This window comes from Streptococcus sp. HJ1 (genome assembly GCF_052399005.1).
Taxonomy (GTDB): domain Bacteria; phylum Bacillota; class Bacilli; order Lactobacillales; family Streptococcaceae; genus Streptococcus.
Genome location: NZ_CP199005.1, coordinates 950,578 through 972,876 on the forward strand (window position 1 = coordinate 950,578; position 22,299 = coordinate 972,876).

Genomic DNA, 22,299 nt, shown 5'->3' on the forward strand with positions numbered 1-22,299 from the left:
CAACTCGCACTTGGTTAAGTTAAACTTTAGTAATATTCTTTATAGAATCATACATTAATTCTTCCAAATAACTAATATTTTCATTGCAAATAGTTATTTCTTTGTCTTTGAAAAAATAATATCCTCTTGAGTCAGATATATCAACCATTCCTTTTGAATTCTCTCGATTTATAAATAACTCTAAAACTATTTCATCATTATCGTCGTATATAAGAATATTTTCCTTTAAAAGTAGACTGAATACAATTCTTAAACTAGATTGTTTTAAGTAAATATCTAAATCCGCTTTAAGAATTTTATCATTTGAAGCTTGAGTTTCTCTTAATTTTGTAAAATGTTCAATTATTTTATTAATTTCCATTTTAAACCTCCGTTTATTTAATTATTGCATTTTTGACTGCTTGCGTAAATGAATGTGTGACATCTGTTCCCCTAGTAGAAGCCCATTCCTTCAATTTTATAAAACCAGGGGCATTAATTGGCCGAATGGATACATGATTTCCATGATCATTAATGGCCTCAAGTCCTGATTTTTCAAGTTTTGAAACATCAATTGCTTGGCATTTTCCAGTAGGTTTATCCATTGATGTAGATAAGCCACTTAAAGTATCCTTCCCAGGTCTTTGAGTTAAAGTATTATCAGTTGCAGAACCCATTCGATATACGATGCCTTTAGTTAATTTTTGGGATAGACCTAACCAATCAACCCATCCTTGCGTATTCGATGCAAGTTGATAAAGGTTAAGGCCCCCTAGCAACCTAATCGCGTCTTGGTCAGATTGGACGGGGGATCTTTTATTGAACTTGCCGTTCATATGGAACATATCGCCGGTGCGCACGATATAGCGTTTGCTCATTGTAACTGAGGAAGAATGGCGCATCGGCCAGGCTAGTTTGGTGACGGTACGGGAAAGTATGTCCTTGCTTCCCGGAAGTTATAAACAAAGTTGGATAGTACTTATTATTTTTTTTTGTGTTTCGACACTAATTTCCTGGTTAAAATTTTGGATTAATTTTAAAAAATTAATGATTAAGTTGATTTGAGTAGTGTTAAATATCATACTTTGGTTTCTTAGGGCAATATATAAAAATTCAACAACGTAACCATATAAATAAAATTTAGATAAATTAGAAAAAATATATTTTAAACAGCAAGGAGTAAAATATAATATAGCCTTATTAGTATATGCTTGCCACTCTAATGATTCAAGTATTGAGAGAAAATCATCGTATGTTATCTCAATCCAAGTTTTAGTAGATAGTTGCGTTATAGAAAATATATAAGAGTTATCACTATCATCAAAACTTATGATGTTATTTTTATCAACTTTGAAAACTGGAAAAGTAGTCCTAATTTTTTCCTCTAGATAATTTCGTTCTTGTATATATTTTACCTCCGTAAGAAATTTTTCAAATTCACAATATACCCCTAAGTCTTTGACAAACTTTGAAATATATTCTAAAAAATCATAAATGATATTGATTTCATCTTTGGTTAAAGATTGCAGTAAATTAAATAGTTCACTCACTTCACCTTGGGATATATTAGAATAATAGCTAAATAATTCTATGAAACAATCATTATCTATACTAGGGTTTTCTATTGAGGTTAGTAAAAGTGTGTTTAAATGTAAGGCATTTTCATTTTTTTGTTTATCTGACATTTGATTTTTAATTAATAAAATTAGATTGTTTTTTATCATGTCTTACTTTCTACATTTTAAGGTGTGGCACCATTTGATTGATTTATTATCTATTTTTTATTTACGTTTATTAAAATTATTTAATAGTTTTATTATCTTCTCTTTATTTTTGCTGGATGAGTTAATTGCAATTCTAATGGCATTTTCTCCAAATTCATTTTGTATATTTTTATCAGATCCATTGTCAAGGAGTAATTTCACCATTTCTATATTTCCAAACATGCATGCATAATGTAGGGGTGTATATCCTAAGTCTCCTTTAAGATCAATCAATGCCCCATTTTGAAGAAATACAAGAGCATCATTTAAAGAATTATTTCTGGCTGCAATATGTAAAACTGTATCATCCATACCTCCTACTTGATTTATATCTTCAATAGTGTCACCTAAAAAATCAGGATGCGTTTCATATTTTTTTAAAATACATAATAATTCTTTTTTCATTAACAGTACCTATAGTTCTAAGTTGATAAATCTAATATCTGGAGTTTATTTAATACTTGTGACACAATATTCTTTATGCTCTTTTTTTAGATTGTTGAATCTGTTTTTACGTTCTTGTATTTTTTGAGTATGACTGTCTTGGCCGTATTCATAGGCGGTTTTGGCTTAGATTGTTACGGAATAAATGTTTCAGACTACCTAGAAAAAAGGATTGAGGTCGCTTGAAAAACAGAAAGTGTGTGCATACTGAACATATCCTACGTCCTAACTGGAGGTTTTGTGCAGGCAACGGCTTGCTTTATACAGGGTATAGATTACTAATATAATTTTTCAAGCAATTCTAAAAAATTATCTGCAATCACTCCGATCTCTTCATCGATAGAGTCGATATTATGATTAAAAAAACGAATTTTTCCATCTGAAGACAAAATGATACTATCACCAGAAGGAGTTTTTGCAATAGGCAATCCATATTGTTGAAAATCGGGATATATATCAATGATAGAGTTAAGTTTATAATCAGACTTAAAAGACAGAAAATGATCAATAACTATCTTATTACCTTTTATTCTAACCTTTGATGGAACCCCTCCATTATTTCTAAGTAAAAAATCAACATAATCTGTATCAATCTTAAAACCTAATTTATCTTGAAATTCAATAATATCTTTGATATTTGGGTTACTTGAATTATATGCTTTACTTAAACTTTTTAAAGTCCTCTTATCTGGCAAAATTCCATAATTTTTCATCTGTTGTATGTCTTCTGGGCTTAAACCGAATTTTTTAAATTTAATATTCACTTTCAAATCACTCCTATTATTAATTTTACTAAGTTATTTAACACTTTCCTTTTCCCTTCCGTGTTTGATGTTGAGCCACACTACCTGTATGTTTCACAGAATTATGTACATCTTTAGGAAGTAGCCTCATCATCCCTCCTGTATCATGATGCCACACAAACCCTGGAGGAGCCCTTGCACCATATTTATCCTTTGCTGTTTTTTTTACAACGCGTTATTTAATCAATTTTATTTTCAAATCTCATAAAAAAGCATCCTTTGTATATATTTAATGAAAGAATATTATCATTATTTTCAATAATATATATTTTTTCATATAGAAAATTTGGAAAATCAGCCAATACATCTGTAACTGCACAATCTATTGCTTCATACTCATCATCTGTCAGTGGTGAATCAATATATACATAAAGAGCAAATAATTCTTCGGTCATATCAAATGCAATAAGTCTGACTTTGTTACAAATTGCCCCAAGAAAAGCCATTTGCATACTTAGAATAATTTCTTGTTTTATCATAATTAATTTCTCCAATATAATATAGAATTTATGTTATATCAGGCAATGCAGGAACAATATGGGCTCCTTTTTTGGATGGATGAATTATTCCCCATCCTTTTTCAGACGACTCCAGGCGGTGTAGTTGCCGAACCAAACCAGATTACCTTTGCTATTGGTCATCTCTCTCGGGATGCCAATCTGGTCGCAGTGGAAGTAGTGGGTTTGCTGACGGCTTTCTCCGTATTCATTGATGTGATTTCGATAGGCGAAACCGCGTGCGTACGTACCGCTTACACTTTACGTCAGAACTGGAGGTTTTGTGCAGGCTACGGCTTGCGTTTTACTCTTTTAAATTCCGGTGGTGAATTTTTTGAAACTCATCCGAAATAAAATCTCCAAATTCTGCAAATGATTCAATAGGTAAATTAAAAATTTCTGGTTTATAACGAATAAGCAAACTTAGGATATGATAATGACTTCTTGGTGTTTCACGTAATTCAATTCTCTCGAATATTCTTTGTTTACCTTCCTCTTCATCTATTTTTTGTGCAATGGAAAAATCTGCATTGTGAGCCACTCCTAAAGCAGGATTAATGGAAGTAATTTCACTTGGGGTTGGATCTTGGTAATCGGGATCTTGAGCAATTATCCGCCAGTCTGACTCTAGCTTTGATTCAAATAAGGTATGACAGTCTAAAACGGTTTTGAATAAAATTGGGTAATTTCCAGCATTTTTATAATCGAATAGCTCAACTGGGCTTGAAGTAAACAAATCAAAAATTCCTACAGTGGCACCAAGCTTATTTTTAGCGATTATTCTACCGTAACCGAATAATTTATCAGCTATTTTAAAACAAAATAAATCACCATTCTTAAGATATCTATATAAAGTTCTGTTTTTTTCCCAATTAAAGATTTTCATAATACTTTTCCTTTTCTATAGCATATAATGTCAAATTATTGAAAGATTTTTACAACCATTTTTGAGAATATGGTCTCTTCATTAACAAACCGCCCGCATCAGGCTCGTAATACCTGAAGAAGTTGTAATGCAGCGACCTTATTACGGTTTTGTTGGCTCGCCATTAATATGATTTAATCAATTACTTATAATTTCTCAATAAATTCATTATCTCTTTAGATTTTTTTTTATCATGGTATTCTTCCGTTGCATAATGCTTTGCGTCATATCCAAACTCATTTTTTATATTTGTTTTAGCACCATTCTTTAAAAGAATTTCAATAATATCAATATTTCCGTGAAGGCAAGCATTTTGAATAGGAGTAAAATTTAATTCGCCCTGTTTATTGACATTAGCTCCATTTTCTATTAGCAAGATAACATCTTTTTTAGATTGAGAATTAACTGCTAAATTTAATAATGTTTCTCCCATAGAACCTAAGTCATGTACTGAGGTGATAGGATTACTACTAAAAAAACTAGGGTAGTCTTGGTATTTCAAAAAAAGTTTTGTTAAAAGATTATTCATATTTACTCTCCAAACAATTTTATCTAGAACATTCAGCTTTTGCTTTTTCTTTTAAAACATTTAATCTGTTTTTCCAATCGTTTATTTTGATTGTATGTCTTCCAGGCTGCCATTTTCTATCCCAATTAGTATATAACTCAATACATCTTTTGGCATGATTAATTTGTGCACTTAGGGTTGCACATCTGGATGCTTGAGGTGAAACAGGAGTATCACAGAATCTTTTTGCTAATTGATATTCTTGGTCGCGTTTATCAGGTTTTTTACTTTTTTTATTTGCTTTGTTAAATATTTGTCGCAAACGCGAATAAATTTTAAAAGGATTTAATCCTAAATAATCTACCCAACTCGTGATATTAAATGCATAAGTATAAAAATTTTCACCCCCCAAATATTTAATCGGGTCTTGGTTGATAAACCGCCCCGCATCAGGCTCATAGTACCTGAAGAAGTTGTAATGCAGCCCCGTCTCGCGGTCGGCGTATTGGTTTTGCAGGCGGAAGGGCTGGTATTCGCTATCCGTTACCTTGGTTTCCTCTTTCAGACAACCCCAGCCGGTATAGTTGCCGAACCACAGCAAATTGCCGTCCTTATCGGTCATCTCTCTTGGGATGCCGATTTGGTCGCAGTGGAAGTAGTGGGTTTGCTGGTGGCTTTCGCCGTCTTCGGTTGTCCAATCGCGGACTTGCGCGAGCGGTTCGTAGCTATCGTTTTGCCCTCTCCCCAGCCCTCTCCCACGGGAGAAGGAGTAGATGTTGGGATGGAAAAAAGTTCATCCAACACTTCTTTGATTTATATTAATCCCAATAAAAGTCTGAATTATTTAATTCCTTCCACTCTTCCAAAGAATAAAGAAAAGGCAAAGAAAAGTTTTCCAATATTTTTTCTTTTAAATTTTCTGACACCATAAATGCTCCTGAATAATTATAATTGGTAGACAATAAAATATCCTTATCTGAATTAGTATATGCCTCCAGTGAATAATCATCTTCATCTAATGCTAAATCTGGGTAAACAATTTCATCCTCAATTTCCCAATCAACTATTCTTACTAAATAATAGACTTCATTCGTCAATAACTCACCTTTTGTATTGACAATAATTGCTTTACTCATTCCAAAATCATGATCAAATCCGTATTTTTTAATAAATTCCAAAAAATGAGCTGACATGATAAAGAAATCATTATATGGAAGAAAATCAAAAGTAACACCTCGGGCTTTTTTCAAGCAGACATAAACCTTTTCAGGCATTGGAGGAATTTCTTGTCCCTTTACAAACCAACTCCATGGAAAGTCAAAATCAGGATGCGTTTTTTTAGGGTTAAACTTCTCTGATATACCTAGAACACCACTACTTACACGTGGTAACCCCATTTTTGCTGCTTTATCCATGCTTTGTAGGGCATATCCCCACACCATCAATTTCTTCATAATACACTCCTAATCTAATCGTTTGGGTGAGTTGGTAGATGAACATTCTCCAACAGATATGGACTGACTCAAACGTTTTTTTAATCTTTCTTGTAAATCTTGTACACGCTGTCGCACTTGTACCTGTAATCGACCATGATATGGTTGTGGTAGGAGAAACCGCGCAGTTTTTGCCGTCACGTCCATAAACGGCGGTCAAATCGCCGTAGCCGTCGTCAGAGGATGCGATTTGGTAGAGGTCGTCTGAAAAACAGAAATCTCATGCTTACTGTACACATCCTACTTCGAGATTGAAGGCTTCATGCGAGCTATGGCTTGTTACACTTACTATATATACACGACGCTACGCCAGTTTATTAATCATCAGGATTTTCTTCTAAACAATTTAAAAACTCATCAAATGATTTCGCAATGATAATTGAATTTTTTTTAAAATTAGCTTCTCTTGATATATTTTCACTCCATACATCCCTTACATAATAAATAATCTGCCAACTATTTTTTTCTAAACATAGGTAATTCCCTCCCCAATCAAAAGCAAAAGGAATCAGATTTATAGGTAACTCATTAAGTTCCCATTCATTTATTGTTCTTCCTTCCAATGTGAAATCTGGATCATCCTCAAACTGCTTAGAATATTTCATTGGAATGAAGTCGCGAATTTCAATATAGTCAAAATCGATAGTATCATTGACAAAACATGAAAGATTGGGAGTACCTCCATTCCATTTGAAGTAATGTGACTTGAATGAAGCTGGAAAAGATACTTCTAATTTTTTTTCAACGTCATTGAAATCATTTTCAGATAAATTTTTATCGCAATCATAAAAACTAAGCATAACAATCTCCTTTAACAATTTAACAAGCACCAGTTTTTTTCTTCTCTATTCTCTTTTGGAGCGGTTTTCCTACCTCAATGTTATTGTTATAAATTTTGATTAGATTTCCCCTCTCATCATATTCATAAGCAAAATCCATTACTTTATTATCATATGATATATTTCTCAAACTTAATTAATTTTCCATCTTTATAAAACCCAATATAATAAGATATAGCCTCTTTGCTTTTTCGGATATTGTCTACCTTATCTAAATTGATTTCATCATACAATTTTGCAGGATGGTTATACTTAGGAAAAGTCATTCCTAAATAGTATCTAACAGTCAAATCATTATATTGAGTATTTTTTGTAAGTTGTTGTGACATTTTTAAAGCTCCTGTCAAAAGCAAAATAGTTCCAATCATTCCAATCAGTAACTTTTTCATTCTACTTGCTCCATTTTTAAACCGTATTTTACAAAGATATACTCTATAGTGTTTAAATCTTTATTAAATCACGTTTCTAAAGGGGATATAGCTGTAAAATATTATATATACTGTATTGTTAAACCAAGACGGTAGCAAAAATTAAGTTTTCGTAGCTTATAAACTTAAGAAAGTTGTCTCAAGTATTTGGCCTTTTTATATTGTCTTTTTGTAACAAAGTGACGTAGTCACTTTTAGTGTGGAATAGGTGAGATAAAAAAACAGTGTTTCGTTTTTGGTCAATAAAGTAAAGCAAAACATATTGGTCTATAATTTTTCCTCGTGAGGGATACTTGCTGTTAATCTTTACTCCGATTTTCTCATCAGCGTCAAAGCCTGCTTCAGGAAAAATCTCTAAACTTTTTAAGCTGTCTAAGATTTTAGCCACAGTATTTTTGGCGGATTGAGGGGATAGAAGTACCGTAGCTATATAGTCGTGTATATTGTCGATAGCTTCCTCGACCTCTTTTGAAGCAATCACTTTATAAGCCATAACGTACCCTCATATCGTCTAGGGAAGTTCCTTCGCCTGCCTCGTATTCTCTCAAGGCACGCTCAGATTGGGCTTGTAATTCTTCAATCAACTGTTCTCTATGTAGATCTTCGGCCGTCTTAATAGGCAAATCTTGCTCTAGGACTATTTGCTCCACAAATAAAGAAATAGCATCTGTCATTGTCATTCCCTTTTCCTTGATAATTTTTCGAGCTTGTTCCATAGTGGCTTCATTCAGTTTAAAATTGTATTGTTTCGATAAAGTTATAGCCATGATATATCTCCAATCTATACGTTATAGATTGATTATATACTAGATGTAGACTTTAATCAAGAAAAAAAGTTCTGTTTGATGACAGAACTAAGTTATTTCAATCGGAGTCATATTGCGATATGTTTTGATAAAATCACGATAAATCAGATACTTTTTATAAGGATCAAGTAAGTCATTAAAGAGATTAATAACTCCAGTTTTAAAGGTATCAATATCCTCAATAACAAGAAGAATATAAGGCGATTTTTGTATAAAGCCCTCTTGGGATGTGCGTTCTTATAAATCCGCTAGACGACCTCAAGCGGTGTATTCGTCGTACCACAAGAGATTACCAGGAAAATCAGTCATCTCACGCGGAATGCCATTTGGTCGCAGTGGAAGTAGTGGGTTTGTTGGCGGTTTTCGCCGTCTTCGATTGACCAATCTCGAACCTGTGCTTAAGGCTCGTAGGAATCGGGGAAACGAATCCAGTTTACTATTCGAGGCCGTCTGAAGCTTCTCCGTCTTTCTTGAAGATTTTGACTTTAACCAATTTATTGAGGCTCGTCTCAATAAATTGGTTATTATTAATAATAGATTTTTTAGCAATATGTATTAGATCTTTATAATCTTCCATAAAAGGTTCTTCTAATGTGGATTCTAATAAGCATTCTAAGTCATATAATATTTTTTGCTCAGCTTCATCAATAATTTCATTATTTTCAACGAACTTAACAAGCCATTCAAAAAAAACTAAGACTTCATGGTTGTTAAATTTAATAATATAGTCGTTAGACTCTTTTTTAATTTCCATAATATTATAATGCTCCTCGAGAAACTACATTTTGTAAATGACTGGTAATGAGATTGTTAAAGAACCAATATTTCAGACGACCTTAAAGAGGATAGTGAGGTCGTTTGAAAAACAGGAACCGCGTGCGTACCGCGAAGACTTTACGTCGGGATTGGAGTTTCCATGCGGGCTACAGTTTGCTATTCACCCAACAATGTTTCTTTAAATAAGTTTTCAAGTGATTCATATAACATTTCCATTTCTGATGAATCATGATAATAAATAAAAATATGTCCCTGTTGATCCATTAAAATAGGATTGCCTGAACCATCATCTGATATTGCATAAAGTTTATTCATTGGTTGTTCATATAATTCTAAAAGTTTTTGAAATCCCTGAGTTAATTCGATAACTGTTTCTTTTCCAATTAATGTTGAATTATGGAAAGCATGGATATCCAAACCAGCGCTTGCGCCGCCGAATTTTTTAATAAATTCAATGTAATCATCGTGAAATTTTATTCCTAAAATATTTTCAGCATGTTTGATTTCCTCACTACTAGCGGGTATCCCTTTAAGCTCAGGGTAATCTTGAAAATATTTAATAAGTAGATTCATTGTTTCTTGGCTAATCATTAAATACCTCTTCTTGATAATTCTTTTAAAGCTTGGTCGTACCAGAACTCGCGTTTCCATTGAATAAATTCTTTATATTTAATTAACATGGAAGTCCTTTGGCTATGATGTTTACAGCATATCCTTGAGTTATATTTGTTCATATAAAGTTAAATTCTTTTCTGTGCTTTTATATATATCTGTATAGAAATAAATTCTATTATCTTTTATCTCTTTCAGATAAACCAAGTCTTCGATACCTCCAATATACTCAATGGATAAATCATCTAAACTTAATATTGCAAGCCTAAATCCAACAAGGCAAAATCGTCTAATGAAAACAGGAATATATATTTTTCTATTGAAATACAACAACGGCCCTCCAAAGCCCTGTTCTTGAATAATAACTTGACCGTTAATGGACAGACTTCCAACTAGGGGAGAACCTTGATTAACTTCCATCAAATCAAGGTAACTAACTTCCCATTTGTCAAAAAAATTTTTTTCTTGAAAGTCTAAAGGAGTTTCAAGAAAAATTTTTAACTTAGACATTTCTAAAACTTTCCCTTTCTTTTAATTTTTTCGATTTAACTTTTTGAACCTCTTCTGAATGCACTATAAATTGTAATTCGGCGCAAAAGCATACTAATTCTCCCCACCCAACAACCCAATCGGGTCCTGATTCACAAACCGATCCACTTCAGGCTGTTAACACCTGAAGAAGTTGTAGTGGAACTCTGTCTCACGGTCAGCATACTGGTTTTGCAGGTGGAAGGGTGGGTGAGCAGTTCCGGATATGTTGGTTTCACTCTTTTAGACGACACCAGCTGGTGTCGTTGCCGAACCAAACCAGATTGCCTTCGTCATAGGTTATCACTCTTGGAATGCCGATTTCGGTCGTAGTAGAAGTAGTGGGTTTGCTGGCTGTTTTCTCCGTCTTCGTTGGTCCAGTTGCGTACTTATGCCAAGGATTGGAGGATTCGTGCTGGCTACAGTTGGCTATAACTTGCTTACAGAGTATTTCATGTTAAAGGAAGAAATTCCATCTTCAAATTATTACTAACAACTAATTCTTTGAATTTATCAGAAAAAGCCCAAATTAAATCATCATTTATATCTTTTGCACAAAACTCAAAACCAGATATATTTTCTAAAAATATAGGTGGATAATCAATAAACTTCTCTCCATCTATTTCATAAAAATTTGATTTTTCCATATCTACTAATCTAGCAGTTAATTTAATTTTTCCAAGAAAAACTTTAAATTCATCATTCTTGATTCTAAGTTTAGCTGGAAAAAAATCTAATTCATTTTTTAATTTATCAGCCAATTTATTAATGAAAGTTTCAGAGAACAATAACATTTTAGGAATTGTTTGAATATAATCTGTATTAGAAATATTTTTGGAGGTATATCCACTCTGAGCTATAAAAACTGCTTCATCTGTATAATTACCTTTATTGTAATTAATAAATTCTACACTTTTTCTATCATCCTGTTTTAAGTCCACATACGCTTCTTCATTATCAACAGCAGAGTATATTTGATAAAGAGTCATCATTTTTTCCTTTCTTACCATTACTTTTAGAAATTGGTGCAGCACAAGTATATTTGTAGATTGTTTATTTAAAGAACAAATGTTTCAGACGACTTTAATAAAAAAATATTAAGGTAGTCTGAAAAAAGGTTATTTCTACTCAACAACCCAATCAACTCCTGATTAAACAAACTGCCTAGTTTGAGGCTCATAGTAACGTATCAGATTGTAATGTAGATAAGTTTTCTTACGCTAATATAACCGTAATCGTAGAGAGTAAATCTGAAATAATACCTAAATATAGATTTTAAAATTCAATGTAATCATCATTATCCATGTAATAATTTAGAGCATCAATAAATTGATCTTTTGTAAAATTTGGATACCGTTCATCTAAGTCATCGTAAACATCCATAAATACATCCCCACTACATAAAATATCTAATCCATTTTCGTTTACAAAATCAGGAAAAACTTCTTTTCCATCTATTATTTTTGGACCGTTATCCAAATAACAAACCGTCTCTAAATCAAAAATACTCTCATCTTCATCAGAAGAAATATATATGTATGGAAATTTGGCAAATTTATCAGTATCATCATCATTGAATAATCTAGCACATTCAATAACTTCTGATATACTAATTTTTCTTCTATAAAATTTATCTAAATTCATTTTTTGTTCCTTCTATGATTAAATTAACATTTACCTAATGGTTTACTAGTGCGACCGTTTAATTTTCCTCGCCGACCTGGTCTACCACCTCCCCATATACTTCTTCCGCCTTTTCTTTGTGGGTGATATAGACCATGATTTCTTCTATGGTCATTATAATCAACCAGTACCAACCTTTTCGTATCCTCATGATGATGCCACGTTAGTCCCTGTTTATTTTTACCTTTTCCCCAATTGGGACTTGAACTCATATCTCCAGATTTCATCCATTCTTTTAATTCAGGATAACGATTAAGCATATCCCGTTTAAATGATGGATTAGATTCCATTTTTTTAATAAATGCCTTATTTGCATCATTAAATTGCACAGTATCACTTGAATATCTAATTCCTGAATCTAACTTATGGTCAAAGAAAATATGGTATTTCCCATTATTAGGTCGAGTAGCTAATCCTAACGGGTCAACCCAAGCCTGTACACTCGGAGCAAACTGATACCTATTATCTCCACCATCCAACCCAATCGGGTCCTGGTTCACAAACCGCCCGGCCTCAGGCTCGTAGTATCTGAAGAAGTTGTAGTGCAGTCCCTCTCACGGTCTCAATACTGGTTTTGCAAACGGAAGGGGTGATATGCGCTATCCGTTACCTTGGTTTCCTCTTTCAGACTAATAATCCCCGAATCAAACCAGGTTGCCGTGGATGTCGGTCATTTCTCTTGGGATGCCGATTTGGTCGCAGTGGAAGTAGTGGGTTTGTTGGCATCTTCTACCGTGACCAAAGGGAAGAGGGTGGAATCTTCATCAGAACCATCTTCCACGACCACCAAAGGCGTAAAACGCAGTGCTATTGAACCGTCAAGCGCAGCAATGACGTAATGGCCTTCTTATGCTTTATTATACATAATTTCCTATCTTTTTTCTTAAAAATAAAAATATTTTTACCCAAAAGGGTGTTGTTAATCCCCAAATTCCTCCGAATATCAATCCTTCAAGGAGCATAAAATTCTCTCTTTTGATTTGTATAGCTAATCCCAGCAACATCCCAATTAACATTTGAATTATGGATAGATATTTAATATTTTTTCTTTCTAATTCCAAATGAAATAAAATAACTAGAAAGAAAGAGATAATCGGAAACACGACCAACTTAACTATCGTCTTATCCCCATAATAAGCCATCCATAACCAAATGAAAAACCAAGAAATTAAAATACTGATCCAATACTTTTGAATAAATTCTTTAAATTTAATTAATATGGAAGTCTTTTGGCTATGATGTTTACAGCATAGCCTTGAGTTATATTTGGTCATATAAAGTTAAATTCTTTTCTGTGCTTTTATATATATCTGTATAGAAATAAATTCTATTATCTTTTATCTCTTTCAGATAAACCAAGTCTTCGATACCTCCAATATACTCAATTGATAAATCATCTAGATTTAATATTGCAAGCCTAAATCCAACAAGGCAAAATCGTCTAATGAAAACTGGAATATATATTTTTCTATTGGAATACAACAAAGGCCCTCCAAACCCCTGTTCTTTAATAATAACTTGACCGTTAATGGATAGACTTCCAACTAAGGGAGAACCTTGATTTACTTCCATCAATTCAAGGTAACTGATTTCCCATTCGTCAAAAAAATTTTTTCTTGAAATTCTAAAGGGGTTTCATTCAAAATTTTTAACTTAGACATTTTTATATTTTTTCTTGTCAAAGAATTGAAATCTTCTTCTAATTCTACAAGGAGTTGACCAACCTCATTATTAAATGGCCAAGAATCAATTACTATCCGAGACAATAAAAATTCTTTTCCTTTTTTTTGTTGAAAAATAGTTTCTGAATTTAGATAATTCATCATGTCATATAGTTCATTTTTTATAGAAACTAACTGCTGTTTATTTGTATAACTATATTCATCACAATTATTAATCATTTTATCAATTTCGACTAAAACTATATTAGTCTTTTTTATAAATTGCTCCTGATTCATTGTCGTATTAACCTTTCTAAGTCATTCATATATTTTTGTGTTTATCCGCCAAGAAAACCCAATCGGGTCCTGATTCACAAACTGCCCCGCCTCAGGCTCGTAATACCTGAAGAAGTTGTAGTGCAGACCCGTTTCACGGTCGGCGTACTGGTTTTGCAAACGGAAGGGCTGATATGCGCTATCCGTTACCTTGGTTTCCTCTTTCAGACGGCCCCAGCCGGTGTAGTTGCCGAACTACAACAAATTGCCGTCCTTATCAGTCATATCGCGCGGGATGCCGATTTGGTCGCAGTGGAAGTAGTGGGTTTGTTGGCGGTTTTCGCCTTCTTCGTTGGTCCGGTTGTGGATCTGTGCCAAGGGTTCGTAACTGTCGGGATCGGTGTAGATATAGGTATACCTGCTGTCCGGTTGGATTTCTTGCGGTAAATGGCTGCCGTCCCAAACGAATCCAAGTTCCTCTTCGAGGCTGTCTGAGAAGCAGAAGCCGCGTGCGTGTGTACCACGCAGACTTTACGTCGGGATTGGAGGTTTCGTACGGGCTACGGATTGCTAATTTTGGTTCGATTCCTGATATTTTGTTATATCAGAAATAGTGATATCTTCATTATTAAACATATCATCCCAAATTTGCTTATAAAGTTCTTTTGCGGTCATTTGTTGAGGTATTTCAAAGGCTGCGTCGGTACTAGGAAATTGGTCATGTAGTCGTTCTTCTGTCCAGAAATTTAATCCAAATCTCAAACTTTCTTTAATTCTGAATTGGGTTGATATTGTAAAATTTTGATACTCGGGGTACAGATATTCTTTGACTAATCTCTTTACACTATTTCGATTAACCAAATTCAGACCTGATAAGTCTTCAAGTTTGCTATCTATACCTTCGTGTAATAGTCCAAGAAAAAGTCTGATATATTCAGGACTGACTTTATACTTTTTATTCATTTAAATTTCCCCCGAATTGAAACTAATTGACCAACTTTATTGAATATGGCTTGTACTTGAGATGTTTGGATTAATGGTCCTCTTTATTGGAATTCAATCCAAACTATAGTAGACTGAACTCAGTTCAACCTACGTTTACTTATTGCTATTCATATATTCGTGATGCATTCAAAATATCTGCTAACATACTCCAATTTAAAGTTTTGTCGTTATATTCTCTCACACCTATATTTTTATAGTATCCATCCATATCTTCAATCCAATTTTTCATGGCTTCTAAAAAGCTATCTAGTGTATTATTTTCAAAATCTTCTGTATGAATTTCAGTAATGAATTCTTTTAAAAAAACTAGAAAGTCATCTCTATTTTTAATTTCCATAATATAGTCCTCCTCGAACAATGTCTTTCATACGGCCTCAAAAGAGATATTGAGGCCGTATGAAAATATAAAATTACTTTTTCGTAGCACGAATTTTTTTCAACCCATTCTCTAAAATAGTAACTTTCTCGGGAGGAGTTCCCCTATCCAAAGCATTCCACCAGTTATTTACTGGTTTAACAAATAATTGGAATCCTTCATCGGTTACATTGGATTTTCGGATGATCAAATCTTCTTTGATAGAGCCATCCTCGTTAAATGGGTCAATATCAACAAGTAAGTTATTGTTTTTGAGAAACGTCATAAGTGCAATAGACATTCTGATAATATCTTCACGATAATCTTCATCAGCATTTGCTTCCCAAAATGTCCGAAAATTAAATAGTGTTATATCCATGATAATCTCCTAAGGTAATCGAATAATTTCGGATATTCCGTCAACATGAACTAAGCTTTATAGTTGCCATCCCACAACAGATTGCCGTGGATGTCGGTCATCTCTTTTGGAATACCGATTTGGTCGCAGTGGAAGTAGTGGATTTGTTGGCGGCTTTCGCCGTCTTCGGTTGACCAGTCGTGGACTTGCGCCAAGGGGTCGTAGCTGTCGGGATCGGTGTAGATATAGGTATATCTGCCGTCCCAAACGAATCCGGTTTCCTCTTCGAGGTCGTCTGAAAGACAGAAACTACATAGGAACGTACTGCGCTCACCACGCCAGAATTAAAAATTTTATATATGTTACGCCTTGCTGGCGTTGGTAACACAAACTACGCTTGCAGACTACATTTACAATAAATCAATGATGTCCAAAGCTAAAATATCTTTTTTTGTGAGCTTTTTCCTGTCTTTATGCCTTAGATTTAATTTTACATTTTTGAATTTTATATTATCTATAAAAGAAAATTGATAAATTTTATTCTCTGTTTTATTAAAAATATACCCATAATATTTATTTTCATAGGTAGAATTTTCAACAAATTCTAGAAAGTAAATAACAGAATGTGGAGGAAAATGTTCTATTACGGCTTTTACCAAGTTTCTTTTTTCAGAATGTACATATTCATTAGTATCTAAAATATCTTCTAATAAGATTTCATTTGATAAATTTTGTGGTTCCATAAAAATCCTTATTTTTTATATGCGGTAATTACACGGCGTAGTATACCCCTACGTTTAGCACCTTTTTGACAACTGCCACACATAGGTCTACTTGCAGCCATTGGGCGTTGTAGCTGTAGTTTGTGGTGTAACCAACAAGAGAGAAATTTGGTAGAGTTCGCCTGAAAGTATGTTTTCAGACGAACTCTACATCAATCAGTAATGAAATTGTTAAAGAATCGATAGCTCAGACGCCTTCAAAGAAGGTTTAGATGTCGCTTAAAAAGTAGAAGCCGCGTGTATGTTACGCACATACCCCATACCATAATTAAAAGTTTCATACAAGCTACAGTTTGCTTTTTTCATTCGAAAGAAAATTTTAACATTTTTGATAACCGATTTATAAAATATAGAATTGCCAAATGTTCATCTTGGTAACAATATTCTTCGGTTCTTAATCCTCTTTCAGAATAGAATATATGCCATTTTTTATTTTCTGCAACAATACATAATGTTTCATCATTTACTTCATTGATTGAGTAACTATCTTCTGGTACTCCTTTATTTTTAAGATATGAATTCAATTCATTAATTTTTAACATTTTCCTATTTTCACCTCTTCCAGATGCCAAGATTCTATATGATTTAACAGATTTTGGTAATTCATACTGTGTCCCTAATCCAATCTCTCCGAACAACGGCATAATTTTACTTGCAGTTACATTATCAATTGGTTTCAGTACCCTATATATGGTATAAGGCTTTTGATTAGAACCAGGAGGTAAGGCTCTCATAGGATATGGTGTTCCTAGTTGCCGAGCCACAGCAGCTTACCGTCCTTATCGGTCATATCACGTGGGATGCCGATTTGGTCGCAGTGGAAGTAGTGGATTTGTTGTTAGCTTTCGCCGTCTTCGGTTGACCAGTCGTGGACTTGCGCCAAGGTTTCGTAAGAACTGAAGGTTTATGCGGGCTACGGCTTGCTTGATTCACCCCATGTTTACTCAGGGATTTATACGCTAGCTTGGTTAGTTTTTTATTTTAACTATTTGTTTTTATGTTTATGTTTGGAATTCTGCTTTTCATTATGTATATCAGTGAGTAGGTTAGTAACAGACATCCCATTTTTTTGAGCAAGTAGAGCCCATTTTTCCGCTTCGTCTAATTTGTTTTTGTCTTTACTGTCTTGGTAATGATCAAAGAATATATAGGCCAAATCATATTGTGCTTGAGTATTACCTAATTCGGCTGATCGAATTAACCAAAATATAAATTTATCATTGTTAAATTCATAAAAAGCAAAATAATTAGCTAATTTTGATGCTGCTTGACTATTGCCAGAGGAAGCATCAATTTTTAACTTTTCCAGATCAGTTTTAGAAATATACATACTGTCATTTATTGAAATGTTGGCATTAGATTTCATGACTCTATCCTTTCAATTTGATAGGATCCTGATTTACAAACTGCCCCGCATCAGGCTCATAGTACGTGAGGAAGCTGTAATGCAGCTCTGTCTCACGTTCAGCGTACTGGTTTTGCAGGCGGAAGTGCTGGTACGCGCTATCCGTTACCTTGGTTTCATCTTTCAGACTACCCTAGGCGGTGTATTCGCCGTCCCACAACAGATTGCCACTGATGTCGGTCATCTCTTTTGGAATACCGATTTGGTCGCAGTGGTAGTAGTGAGTCTGTTGGCAGCTTTCGCCTTCTTCAATGGTTCAGTTGTGTACCTGTGTCAAGGGTTCGTAGGAATCCGGGTCGGTGTAGAGATAGGTATATCTGCCGTCGAGCTGTGCGACCAGTTGGTAAATGCCGCAGCCGGAATCGACTTCGGCGAACAGCAACCGTGCGCCGAAGTCGGGAGAGGTTATTTTGTAGAGGACGTCTGAAAATATAAAATTACTTTTTCGCAGCACGAATTTTTTTCAACCCATTCTCCAAAATAGTAACTTTCTCGGGAGGAGTTCCCCTATCCAAAGCATTCCACCAGTTATTTACTGGTTTAACAAATAATTGGAATCCTTCATCGGTTACATTGGATTTTCGGATGATCAAATCTTCTTTGATAGAGCCATCCTCATTAAATGGGTCAATATCAACAAGTAAGTTATTGTTTTTGAGAAACGTCATAAGTGCAATAGACATTCTGATAATATCTTCACGATAATCTTCATCAGCATTTGCTTCCCAAAATGTTCGAAAATTAAATAGTGTTATATCCATGATTATCTCCTAAGGTAATCAAATAATTTCAAATAATTCATCTGAAGGTGACGGAAGTGAGGCTGTGCGTCGCATTCGGGTTAGGCGATTTGACAGAGGTCGTCTGAAAGGCAGAGACCGCGTGCGTGCATACCGCCCACCCTCTACGTCAGGACTTAAGAGTTTATGCAGGCTACGGCTTGGATTTACACGAGCAACAGCTTCTCAATCCTCATTAGCAAAAAATTCATAAGTATCTATCTCCTCTTTTACGAAGACTATAACAACTTTACCTTCAGGTATCCTTTTTTTGGACATGCCACCTATGGAAATACCTAAAGTGGGAAATGTAATATATGCTTTTCCATCAATGCAATCATATTCTTCTTTTAATTCTTTAATATTTTCAGGCTCAAAAAGATTTAAATTATCAAATATTGGATTCAGATGTTTACTACAAATAATGCTAACTAATTTATTATTTTTATATTCTAATGTGCAGGCATCTCTATATTCAGAAGTAATTTTAAGAATGTTATCTTCTATAACCTTTGCTGCCTTTCCATATTTAGCAATAATTTGCTCCATCGTATTTCCAAGTTGAAAAAAACGATTACCTAAATCTATGCCTTTAAAAGGAATAATTTTAACTTCATTCACTTGCATTTTCCAATGACCTTTCTTAGTTTAGATGCTTGATATTTAGTGATTAATTTCTGTCTAACGGCTTCTCGCACCATCCTTCTCAATCTCTTATCATATTTATCTATAAATTTCCTCTTAGTCTCAATAATATCCATCTCCATAGCCAAATCCCATCGACCTTGAAGGATAAATTGTCTTTGTTGCGCTCTCCAACGACGAGCAGTAGTTGAACTCCCTGTACTTGACATGCCTCTATGATCTGCTTTATCCATATGATACGCAGGTGCAGAACCATAAGATGGTCTATTTGGTAAATCTTTATATGCTCCCCAAGCTGGAGAGTGATTAGTTTCTCCTCCTTTATGGCTCCCTCTCTCTCCTCTGTAAGTTCCTCTACGTGCTAAACCTAAAGTATCAATCCACCCAATGGAATTCGGTGCAAATTGATAAAAATTATTCCCACCCTTCAATTTGATCGGATCCTGATTCACAAACCGCCCCGCATCAGGCTCATAGTACCTGAAGAAGTTGTAATGCAGCCCCGTCTCACGGTCAGCGTACTGGTTTTGCAGGCGGAAGTGCTGGTACGCGCTATCCGTTACCTTGGTTTCCTCTTTCAGATGACCTTTACGGTTCGGTTGGATTTCGAACTGACCATTCGTTTAAAGATAAGGCAAATCTAAGGCCTCATCATAACTTTCATCTAAGATTTTATTGACTGAGGCGGCAAACTGAATAGCCTTCATATCAATTGTTTCAGGATTATGAGGAATCGGAAAGACAGCTATACCTATTTTATTTTCTATCAACCATGGTATGCCATCCTCTAAAAATTCTTCTATCTCAATTTCATAAATATCAGAATTCTTATCTTCAGAATTTGACATAATTCTTGCAAATTCTAATTCAGGCCATATGGCTAAAGATGAATTTTTCTCATCTCCCCATAATATCCAATCTCCGTCTTTGTCTGCTAAAACATATAAAACTCCAGAATCAGTTATCCTTTTTAAAGTATGCTCATAACGTTCTTGACTGTACAAATTAAGAATTGCATTTATTTCTTTTTCATGTAAACCCATTGTTAACCTCCTAATAAATAAGGTAAATCAAATTCTTCACCATACCACTCATAAAAATAATCATTGATCATCTTAGCAAATTCAATTGGATCCAAAATTATAGTTTCTGTTTTTTCATCTATAGGAAAAATAACTAATCTAATATTACTTTCAGACATTAAAGGAACAGTATCTTCTAAGAAGTTCTCTAGTTCTATTTCATCTATTCTCAATGCTTGAGGATTCCATTGGAGGGCTAACTCAGCAAATTCAGATTCTGGAAAGATCATTAGATATTCTTTTCCTTCATCATCTTGCAAACATATCCAGTCATCCTTTCCATCTAGGAGGTATAAAGTTTCAATACCGGATATAGTTTTAATAGAATAATCCAATCTTTCTTTAGCTGATAATTTAACAATTGAATCAATTGCTTGTTTTGGCAGGCCCATTATTTAAATCCTTTCTATTTCCGTGCGTCTTTGATTTCTTGCTCAGATTTTCCACTACATTTTTTGACCCGATACAATCCCATTTAACGAATTATTTGATATTTTCAACATAATATATATCCTTTCCTGTATTTGTCTAAGTCAATTAGTTTCTCAGTTATCAGAGAAAACGACCTCTAGATAGAATGTCATTACTAATGGTAATGAGATTGTTAAAGAACAAATAGTTCAGACGACCTCAAAGAAGATATTAAGATTGTCTGAAAAGCAAAAACCGCGTGCGTTCGACCCGCAGGCAAACTACTTCAAAATTGAAGGTTTCATACGAGCTAGGGCTTGCTTAATAAATTTATTGAATCTTCTAATTAAAAATACTTAAATGGATAAATATTAAACAAATTATTACTTATACTATTTACTGAATTTATAAACTCAGCTTTTACATTATCCGTAAGTGTCTCTCCTTCATCTAATAGGTGTTCTAAATCTCGGTATAAGAAAGCCAACTGGATAAATTGTGAGAAATCTATCCCTAAATTTGTAAATCCAGATCTGGTATATTCTCCACTATCATGATTATAATGAAAAATGGTATTATCTATTTTATTTAAAAACCATCCATCTCCTTGTCCCGCTTGTCCAATACTCCAAAAACACCTTGATATTTCGGGATAATGACTCTCTAAGTATCTATTTTCATTTAAAGCCTCTTCATAATTAAAAAGAGAAATATCAGGTATTATCTCTACCTCCTGATACTTAGCAATAAATAACAAATAGTTATTATCTAACTTGGGAAGTTTATCTAACTTTTTAATTTCTACTTTACGCTTAATACATAGATTAAAAAAATCCTCGGGAAATAATTTTAATTTGAACACAAAAGTATCCTCCATAAATTTTTTGATAGAAGCATATTTCCTTCAATACCATATTGTTAAGATTAGGGAGTTCATGCATGCTATAGCCCACCAAGATTGATTTATAATTAATTTTTTAATTACGTTTTTTAAAATTATTTAATAGTTTAACTATCTTCTCTTTATTTTCACTGGATGAGTTAATTGCAATTCTAACAGCATTTTCCCCAAATTCATTTTGTATATTTTTATCAGATCCATTATCAAGGAGTAATTTCACCATTTCTATATTTCCAAACATGCATGCATAATGTAGGGGGGTATATCCTAAGTCACCCTTAAGATCGATTAATGCACCATTTTGAAGAAATACAAGAGCATCATTTAAAGAATTATTTCTGGCTGCAATATGTAAAACTGTATCATCTATACCACCTACTTGATTTACATCTTCAATAGTGTCACCCAAAAAATCAGGATGCGTTTCATATTTTTTTAAAATACATAATAATTCTTTTTTCATTAACAATACCTATAGTTCTATGTTGATAAATTTAATATCTGGATTTTATTTAATACTCGTGACACAATTTTTTTATGCTCTTTTTTAGATT

45 protein-coding genes and 1 pseudogene are annotated in these 22,299 nt (G+C 33.7%); 3 read left to right on the plus strand and 43 right to left on the minus strand.

Annotated features, from left to right (window positions below):
- Positions 1-19: 19 nt before the first annotated feature.
- From ACT17O_RS04775 to ACT17O_RS04805, 7 genes and pseudogenes are all read right to left on the minus strand, one after another.
- Entirely contained in the window at positions 20-361 is a 342-nt protein-coding gene (locus ACT17O_RS04775) for a hypothetical protein (RefSeq protein ID WP_444817845.1), read from the minus strand.
- Positions 362-374: 13 nt separating this feature from the next.
- Positions 375-857, minus strand: coding sequence for a hypothetical protein (locus tag ACT17O_RS04780; protein WP_444817846.1), 483 nt, complete (start codon positions 855-857; stop codon positions 375-377).
- A gap of 78 nt (positions 858-935) precedes the next feature.
- Entirely contained in the window at positions 936-1,703 is a 768-nt protein-coding gene (locus tag ACT17O_RS04785) for a hypothetical protein (protein WP_444817847.1), read from the minus strand.
- A gap of 57 nt (positions 1,704-1,760) precedes the next feature.
- Positions 1,761-2,147, minus strand: coding sequence for an ankyrin repeat domain-containing protein (locus ACT17O_RS04790; protein ID WP_444817848.1), 387 nt, complete (start codon positions 2,145-2,147; stop codon positions 1,761-1,763).
- Between the two features lie 317 nt (positions 2,148-2,464).
- Entirely contained in the window at positions 2,465-2,950 is a 486-nt protein-coding gene (locus ACT17O_RS04795) for an SMI1/KNR4 family protein (protein WP_444817849.1), read from the minus strand.
- Between the two features lie 37 nt (positions 2,951-2,987).
- Positions 2,988-3,134, minus strand: a pseudogene (locus tag ACT17O_RS04800) (HNH endonuclease); the annotation flags it as partial.
- A gap of 34 nt (positions 3,135-3,168) precedes the next feature.
- The gene (locus ACT17O_RS04805; RefSeq protein ID WP_444817114.1) at positions 3,169-3,468 is read right to left on the minus strand and encodes a hypothetical protein; all 300 of its coding nucleotides are present in this window, start codon (positions 3,466-3,468) and stop codon (positions 3,169-3,171) included.
- Between the two features lie 30 nt (positions 3,469-3,498).
- Between ACT17O_RS04805 and ACT17O_RS04810 the strand changes: the two genes are divergently transcribed.
- A complete protein-coding gene (locus ACT17O_RS04810; RefSeq protein ID WP_444817115.1) occupies positions 3,499-3,840 on the plus strand; it encodes a hypothetical protein in 342 nt (113 codons plus the stop codon).
- Here the strand turns inward: ACT17O_RS04810 and ACT17O_RS04815 are convergent.
- From ACT17O_RS04815 to ACT17O_RS04955, 29 genes are all read right to left on the minus strand, one after another.
- Complete coding sequence (locus ACT17O_RS04815; RefSeq protein ID WP_444817116.1) at positions 3,791-4,372, minus strand: Imm26 family immunity protein; 582 nt, start codon at positions 4,370-4,372, stop codon at positions 3,791-3,793. The genes ACT17O_RS04810 and ACT17O_RS04815 overlap by 50 nt on opposite strands.
- A gap of 181 nt (positions 4,373-4,553) precedes the next feature.
- Positions 4,554-4,940: an ankyrin repeat domain-containing protein gene (locus ACT17O_RS04820; RefSeq protein WP_045594904.1), complete on the minus strand. Its 387-nt coding sequence runs from the start codon at positions 4,938-4,940 to the stop codon at positions 4,554-4,556.
- 19 nt (positions 4,941-4,959) lie between these two features.
- On the minus strand, positions 4,960-5,541 hold the full coding sequence (locus ACT17O_RS04825; protein WP_444817117.1) for an RHS repeat domain-containing protein: 582 nt from the start codon (positions 5,539-5,541) through the stop codon (positions 4,960-4,962).
- A 196-nt stretch (positions 5,542-5,737) separates the two neighbouring features.
- Positions 5,738-6,373 carry an Imm43 family immunity protein gene (locus ACT17O_RS04830; protein ID WP_444817118.1) on the minus strand — a complete coding sequence of 212 codons (636 nt, stop codon included), beginning with the start codon at positions 6,371-6,373 and terminating at the stop codon, positions 5,738-5,740.
- Positions 6,374-6,729: 356 nt separating this feature from the next.
- Positions 6,730-7,212 (minus strand): SMI1/KNR4 family protein, encoded by a 483-nt coding sequence (locus ACT17O_RS04835; protein ID WP_444817119.1) that lies wholly within the window; start codon positions 7,210-7,212, stop codon positions 6,730-6,732.
- A 149-nt stretch (positions 7,213-7,361) separates the two neighbouring features.
- Complete coding sequence (locus tag ACT17O_RS04840) at positions 7,362-7,640, minus strand: hypothetical protein (RefSeq protein ID WP_444817120.1); 279 nt, start codon at positions 7,638-7,640, stop codon at positions 7,362-7,364.
- Between the two features lie 178 nt (positions 7,641-7,818).
- A complete protein-coding gene (locus ACT17O_RS04845) occupies positions 7,819-8,172 on the minus strand; it encodes a type II toxin-antitoxin system RelE/ParE family toxin (RefSeq protein ID WP_006148324.1) in 354 nt (117 codons plus the stop codon).
- A complete protein-coding gene (gene relB, locus ACT17O_RS04850) occupies positions 8,162-8,446 on the minus strand; it encodes a type II toxin-antitoxin system RelB/ParD family antitoxin (RefSeq protein WP_033629679.1) in 285 nt (94 codons plus the stop codon). Before relB ends, ACT17O_RS04845 begins: the two co-directional genes overlap by 11 nt.
- A 475-nt stretch (positions 8,447-8,921) precedes the next feature.
- A complete protein-coding gene (locus tag ACT17O_RS04855; RefSeq protein ID WP_444817121.1) occupies positions 8,922-9,239 on the minus strand; it encodes a hypothetical protein in 318 nt (105 codons plus the stop codon).
- A 179-nt stretch (positions 9,240-9,418) separates the two neighbouring features.
- The gene (locus ACT17O_RS04860; protein WP_444817122.1) at positions 9,419-9,853 is read right to left on the minus strand and encodes an SMI1/KNR4 family protein; all 435 of its coding nucleotides are present in this window, start codon (positions 9,851-9,853) and stop codon (positions 9,419-9,421) included.
- Between the two features lie 129 nt (positions 9,854-9,982).
- Positions 9,983-10,384 (minus strand): hypothetical protein, encoded by a 402-nt coding sequence (locus ACT17O_RS04865; RefSeq protein ID WP_444817123.1) that lies wholly within the window; start codon positions 10,382-10,384, stop codon positions 9,983-9,985.
- A gap of 470 nt (positions 10,385-10,854) precedes the next feature.
- Complete coding sequence (locus tag ACT17O_RS04870; protein WP_444817124.1) at positions 10,855-11,391, minus strand: hypothetical protein; 537 nt, start codon at positions 11,389-11,391, stop codon at positions 10,855-10,857.
- 286 nt (positions 11,392-11,677) lie between these two features.
- Positions 11,678-12,046, minus strand: coding sequence for a DUF7716 domain-containing protein (locus ACT17O_RS04875; protein ID WP_444817125.1), 369 nt, complete (start codon positions 12,044-12,046; stop codon positions 11,678-11,680).
- 23 nt (positions 12,047-12,069) lie between these two features.
- Positions 12,070-12,585, minus strand: coding sequence for an HNH endonuclease (locus ACT17O_RS04880; RefSeq protein WP_444817126.1), 516 nt, complete (start codon positions 12,583-12,585; stop codon positions 12,070-12,072).
- 144 nt (positions 12,586-12,729) lie between these two features.
- Positions 12,730-12,777: a hypothetical protein gene (locus tag ACT17O_RS04885; RefSeq protein ID WP_444817858.1), complete on the minus strand. Its 48-nt coding sequence runs from the start codon at positions 12,775-12,777 to the stop codon at positions 12,730-12,732.
- A gap of 165 nt (positions 12,778-12,942) precedes the next feature.
- Positions 12,943-13,359, minus strand: coding sequence for a cytochrome C biogenesis protein (locus tag ACT17O_RS04890; RefSeq protein WP_444817127.1), 417 nt, complete (start codon positions 13,357-13,359; stop codon positions 12,943-12,945).
- Positions 13,346-13,657 (minus strand): hypothetical protein, encoded by a 312-nt coding sequence (locus ACT17O_RS04895; RefSeq protein ID WP_444817128.1) that lies wholly within the window; start codon positions 13,655-13,657, stop codon positions 13,346-13,348. Before ACT17O_RS04895 ends, ACT17O_RS04890 begins: the two co-directional genes overlap by 14 nt.
- Entirely contained in the window at positions 13,657-14,043 is a 387-nt protein-coding gene (locus ACT17O_RS04900) for a hypothetical protein (protein ID WP_444817129.1), read from the minus strand. Before ACT17O_RS04900 ends, ACT17O_RS04895 begins: the two co-directional genes overlap by 1 nt.
- 21 nt (positions 14,044-14,064) lie before the next feature.
- Complete coding sequence (locus ACT17O_RS04905) at positions 14,065-14,250, minus strand: RHS repeat-associated core domain-containing protein (RefSeq protein WP_444817859.1); 186 nt, start codon at positions 14,248-14,250, stop codon at positions 14,065-14,067.
- Positions 14,251-14,277: 27 nt separating this feature from the next.
- A complete protein-coding gene (locus tag ACT17O_RS04910; protein ID WP_444817130.1) occupies positions 14,278-14,400 on the minus strand; it encodes an RHS domain-containing protein in 123 nt (40 codons plus the stop codon).
- Positions 14,401-14,592: 192 nt separating this feature from the next.
- Positions 14,593-14,985 (minus strand): hypothetical protein, encoded by a 393-nt coding sequence (locus tag ACT17O_RS04915; protein ID WP_061586983.1) that lies wholly within the window; start codon positions 14,983-14,985, stop codon positions 14,593-14,595.
- 145 nt (positions 14,986-15,130) lie between these two features.
- A complete protein-coding gene (locus tag ACT17O_RS04920; protein WP_045615755.1) occupies positions 15,131-15,364 on the minus strand; it encodes a DUF7660 family protein in 234 nt (77 codons plus the stop codon).
- Between the two features lie 73 nt (positions 15,365-15,437).
- A complete protein-coding gene (locus tag ACT17O_RS04925) occupies positions 15,438-15,761 on the minus strand; it encodes a hypothetical protein (protein ID WP_061586984.1) in 324 nt (107 codons plus the stop codon).
- A gap of 50 nt (positions 15,762-15,811) precedes the next feature.
- Complete coding sequence (locus ACT17O_RS04930; RefSeq protein ID WP_231082569.1) at positions 15,812-15,862, minus strand: hypothetical protein; 51 nt, start codon at positions 15,860-15,862, stop codon at positions 15,812-15,814.
- 288 nt (positions 15,863-16,150) lie between these two features.
- The gene (locus ACT17O_RS04935) at positions 16,151-16,483 is read right to left on the minus strand and encodes a hypothetical protein (RefSeq protein ID WP_061586985.1); all 333 of its coding nucleotides are present in this window, start codon (positions 16,481-16,483) and stop codon (positions 16,151-16,153) included.
- Positions 16,484-16,824: 341 nt separating this feature from the next.
- The gene (locus tag ACT17O_RS04940) at positions 16,825-17,286 is read right to left on the minus strand and encodes a TNT domain-containing protein (RefSeq protein WP_196755702.1); all 462 of its coding nucleotides are present in this window, start codon (positions 17,284-17,286) and stop codon (positions 16,825-16,827) included.
- A complete protein-coding gene (locus ACT17O_RS04945; RefSeq protein WP_330996807.1) occupies positions 17,271-17,354 on the minus strand; it encodes an RHS domain-containing protein in 84 nt (27 codons plus the stop codon). Before ACT17O_RS04945 ends, ACT17O_RS04940 begins: the two co-directional genes overlap by 16 nt.
- Before the next feature lie 153 nt (positions 17,355-17,507).
- A complete protein-coding gene (locus ACT17O_RS04950; protein WP_061586986.1) occupies positions 17,508-17,888 on the minus strand; it encodes a hypothetical protein in 381 nt (126 codons plus the stop codon).
- Between the two features lie 4 nt (positions 17,889-17,892).
- Positions 17,893-18,006, minus strand: coding sequence for a hypothetical protein (locus tag ACT17O_RS04955; protein ID WP_231082570.1), 114 nt, complete (start codon positions 18,004-18,006; stop codon positions 17,893-17,895).
- Between ACT17O_RS04955 and ACT17O_RS04960 the strand changes: the two genes are divergently transcribed.
- Complete coding sequence (locus tag ACT17O_RS04960) at positions 17,968-18,354, plus strand: hypothetical protein (protein ID WP_061586987.1); 387 nt, start codon at positions 17,968-17,970, stop codon at positions 18,352-18,354. The two genes, ACT17O_RS04955 and ACT17O_RS04960, sit on opposite strands and share 39 nt — an antisense overlap.
- Positions 18,355-18,364: 10 nt before the next feature.
- Here ACT17O_RS04960 and ACT17O_RS04965 read toward each other — a convergent pair whose 3' ends face one another.
- The 3 genes from ACT17O_RS04965 to ACT17O_RS04975 all read right to left on the minus strand — a co-directional run bounded on the left by ACT17O_RS04965 (position 18,365) and on the right by ACT17O_RS04975 (position 19,884).
- The gene (locus ACT17O_RS04965; RefSeq protein ID WP_061586988.1) at positions 18,365-18,688 is read right to left on the minus strand and encodes a hypothetical protein; all 324 of its coding nucleotides are present in this window, start codon (positions 18,686-18,688) and stop codon (positions 18,365-18,367) included.
- Between the two features lie 204 nt (positions 18,689-18,892).
- Positions 18,893-19,327: a CTP synthase gene (locus tag ACT17O_RS04970; RefSeq protein ID WP_444817131.1), complete on the minus strand. Its 435-nt coding sequence runs from the start codon at positions 19,325-19,327 to the stop codon at positions 18,893-18,895.
- On the minus strand, positions 19,324-19,884 hold the full coding sequence (locus ACT17O_RS04975; RefSeq protein WP_444817860.1) for an RHS repeat-associated core domain-containing protein: 561 nt from the start codon (positions 19,882-19,884) through the stop codon (positions 19,324-19,326). Before ACT17O_RS04975 ends, ACT17O_RS04970 begins: the two co-directional genes overlap by 4 nt.
- On the opposite strand from ACT17O_RS04975, the gene ACT17O_RS04980 reads away from it, so the two are divergent.
- Positions 19,846-19,995, plus strand: a complete 150-nt coding sequence (locus ACT17O_RS04980; protein WP_444817132.1) for a hypothetical protein — start codon at positions 19,846-19,848, stop codon at positions 19,993-19,995. The two genes, ACT17O_RS04975 and ACT17O_RS04980, sit on opposite strands and share 39 nt — an antisense overlap.
- Here the strand turns inward: ACT17O_RS04980 and ACT17O_RS04985 are convergent.
- The 4 genes from ACT17O_RS04985 to ACT17O_RS05000 form a co-directional block, all read right to left on the minus strand.
- Complete coding sequence (locus tag ACT17O_RS04985; protein WP_444817133.1) at positions 19,975-20,394, minus strand: DUF2750 domain-containing protein; 420 nt, start codon at positions 20,392-20,394, stop codon at positions 19,975-19,977. The genes ACT17O_RS04980 and ACT17O_RS04985 overlap by 21 nt on opposite strands.
- Before the next feature lie 2 nt (positions 20,395-20,396).
- A complete protein-coding gene (locus ACT17O_RS04990) occupies positions 20,397-20,825 on the minus strand; it encodes a DUF2750 domain-containing protein (RefSeq protein ID WP_444817134.1) in 429 nt (142 codons plus the stop codon).
- 365 nt (positions 20,826-21,190) lie between these two features.
- Positions 21,191-21,706: an SMI1/KNR4 family protein gene (locus tag ACT17O_RS04995; RefSeq protein WP_444817135.1), complete on the minus strand. Its 516-nt coding sequence runs from the start codon at positions 21,704-21,706 to the stop codon at positions 21,191-21,193.
- Between the two features lie 115 nt (positions 21,707-21,821).
- Positions 21,822-22,208 carry an ankyrin repeat domain-containing protein gene (locus ACT17O_RS05000; RefSeq protein ID WP_444817136.1) on the minus strand — a complete coding sequence of 129 codons (387 nt, stop codon included), beginning with the start codon at positions 22,206-22,208 and terminating at the stop codon, positions 21,822-21,824.
- Between the last annotated feature and the right edge of the window lie 91 nt (positions 22,209-22,299).

What these genes read in the sequence shown, in the direction of transcription:
- ACT17O_RS04775 (WP_444817845.1), bottom strand. Translation starts at nt 361, where the DNA reads ATGGAAATTAATAAAATAATTGAACATTTTACAAAATTAAGAGAAACT.
- ACT17O_RS04780 (WP_444817846.1), bottom strand. Translation starts at nt 857, where the DNA reads ATGAGCAAACGCTATATCGTGCGCACCGGCGATATGTTCCATATGAAC.
- ACT17O_RS04785 (WP_444817847.1), bottom strand. Translation starts at nt 1,703, where the DNA reads ATGATAAAAAACAATCTAATTTTATTAATTAAAAATCAAATGTCAGAT.
- ACT17O_RS04790 (WP_444817848.1), bottom strand. Translation starts at nt 2,147, where the DNA reads ATGAAAAAAGAATTATTATGTATTTTAAAAAAATATGAAACGCATCCT.
- ACT17O_RS04805 (WP_444817114.1), bottom strand. Translation starts at nt 3,468, where the DNA reads ATGATAAAACAAGAAATTATTCTAAGTATGCAAATGGCTTTTCTTGGG.
- ACT17O_RS04810 (WP_444817115.1), top strand. Translation starts at nt 3,499, where the DNA reads ATGTTATATCAGGCAATGCAGGAACAATATGGGCTCCTTTTTTGGATG.
- ACT17O_RS04815 (WP_444817116.1), bottom strand. Translation starts at nt 4,372, where the DNA reads ATGAAAATCTTTAATTGGGAAAAAAACAGAACTTTATATAGATATCTT.
- ACT17O_RS04820 (WP_045594904.1), bottom strand. Translation starts at nt 4,940, where the DNA reads ATGAATAATCTTTTAACAAAACTTTTTTTGAAATACCAAGACTACCCT.
- ACT17O_RS04825 (WP_444817117.1), bottom strand. Translation starts at nt 5,541, where the DNA reads ATGACCGATAAGGACGGCAATTTGCTGTGGTTCGGCAACTATACCGGC.
- ACT17O_RS04830 (WP_444817118.1), bottom strand. Translation starts at nt 6,373, where the DNA reads ATGAAGAAATTGATGGTGTGGGGATATGCCCTACAAAGCATGGATAAA.
- ACT17O_RS04835 (WP_444817119.1), bottom strand. Translation starts at nt 7,212, where the DNA reads ATGCTTAGTTTTTATGATTGCGATAAAAATTTATCTGAAAATGATTTC.
- ACT17O_RS04840 (WP_444817120.1), bottom strand. Translation starts at nt 7,640, where the DNA reads ATGAAAAAGTTACTGATTGGAATGATTGGAACTATTTTGCTTTTGACA.
- ACT17O_RS04845 (WP_006148324.1), bottom strand. Translation starts at nt 8,172, where the DNA reads ATGGCTTATAAAGTGATTGCTTCAAAAGAGGTCGAGGAAGCTATCGAC.
- relB (WP_033629679.1), bottom strand. Translation starts at nt 8,446, where the DNA reads ATGGCTATAACTTTATCGAAACAATACAATTTTAAACTGAATGAAGCC.
- ACT17O_RS04855 (WP_444817121.1), bottom strand. Translation starts at nt 9,239, where the DNA reads ATGGAAATTAAAAAAGAGTCTAACGACTATATTATTAAATTTAACAAC.
- ACT17O_RS04860 (WP_444817122.1), bottom strand. Translation starts at nt 9,853, where the DNA reads ATGATTAGCCAAGAAACAATGAATCTACTTATTAAATATTTTCAAGAT.
- ACT17O_RS04865 (WP_444817123.1), bottom strand. Translation starts at nt 10,384, where the DNA reads ATGTCTAAGTTAAAAATTTTTCTTGAAACTCCTTTAGACTTTCAAGAA.
- ACT17O_RS04870 (WP_444817124.1), bottom strand. Translation starts at nt 11,391, where the DNA reads ATGACTCTTTATCAAATATACTCTGCTGTTGATAATGAAGAAGCGTAT.
- ACT17O_RS04875 (WP_444817125.1), bottom strand. Translation starts at nt 12,046, where the DNA reads ATGAATTTAGATAAATTTTATAGAAGAAAAATTAGTATATCAGAAGTT.
- ACT17O_RS04890 (WP_444817127.1), bottom strand. Translation starts at nt 13,359, where the DNA reads ATGACCAAATATAACTCAAGGCTATGCTGTAAACATCATAGCCAAAAG.
- ACT17O_RS04895 (WP_444817128.1), bottom strand. Translation starts at nt 13,657, where the DNA reads ATGGAAGTAAATCAAGGTTCTCCCTTAGTTGGAAGTCTATCCATTAAC.
- ACT17O_RS04900 (WP_444817129.1), bottom strand. Translation starts at nt 14,043, where the DNA reads ATGAATCAGGAGCAATTTATAAAAAAGACTAATATAGTTTTAGTCGAA.
- ACT17O_RS04915 (WP_061586983.1), bottom strand. Translation starts at nt 14,985, where the DNA reads ATGAATAAAAAGTATAAAGTCAGTCCTGAATATATCAGACTTTTTCTT.
- ACT17O_RS04920 (WP_045615755.1), bottom strand. Translation starts at nt 15,364, where the DNA reads ATGGAAATTAAAAATAGAGATGACTTTCTAGTTTTTTTAAAAGAATTC.
- ACT17O_RS04925 (WP_061586984.1), bottom strand. Translation starts at nt 15,761, where the DNA reads ATGGATATAACACTATTTAATTTTCGGACATTTTGGGAAGCAAATGCT.
- ACT17O_RS04935 (WP_061586985.1), bottom strand. Translation starts at nt 16,483, where the DNA reads ATGGAACCACAAAATTTATCAAATGAAATCTTATTAGAAGATATTTTA.
- ACT17O_RS04950 (WP_061586986.1), bottom strand. Translation starts at nt 17,888, where the DNA reads ATGAAATCTAATGCCAACATTTCAATAAATGACAGTATGTATATTTCT.
- ACT17O_RS04960 (WP_061586987.1), top strand. Translation starts at nt 17,968, where the DNA reads ATGCAGCTCTGTCTCACGTTCAGCGTACTGGTTTTGCAGGCGGAAGTG.
- ACT17O_RS04965 (WP_061586988.1), bottom strand. Translation starts at nt 18,688, where the DNA reads ATGGATATAACACTATTTAATTTTCGAACATTTTGGGAAGCAAATGCT.
- ACT17O_RS04980 (WP_444817132.1), top strand. Translation starts at nt 19,846, where the DNA reads ATGCAGCCCCGTCTCACGGTCAGCGTACTGGTTTTGCAGGCGGAAGTG.
- ACT17O_RS04985 (WP_444817133.1), bottom strand. Translation starts at nt 20,394, where the DNA reads ATGGGTTTACATGAAAAAGAAATAAATGCAATTCTTAATTTGTACAGT.
- ACT17O_RS04990 (WP_444817134.1), bottom strand. Translation starts at nt 20,825, where the DNA reads ATGGGCCTGCCAAAACAAGCAATTGATTCAATTGTTAAATTATCAGCT.
- ACT17O_RS05000 (WP_444817136.1), bottom strand. Translation starts at nt 22,208, where the DNA reads ATGAAAAAAGAATTATTATGTATTTTAAAAAAATATGAAACGCATCCT.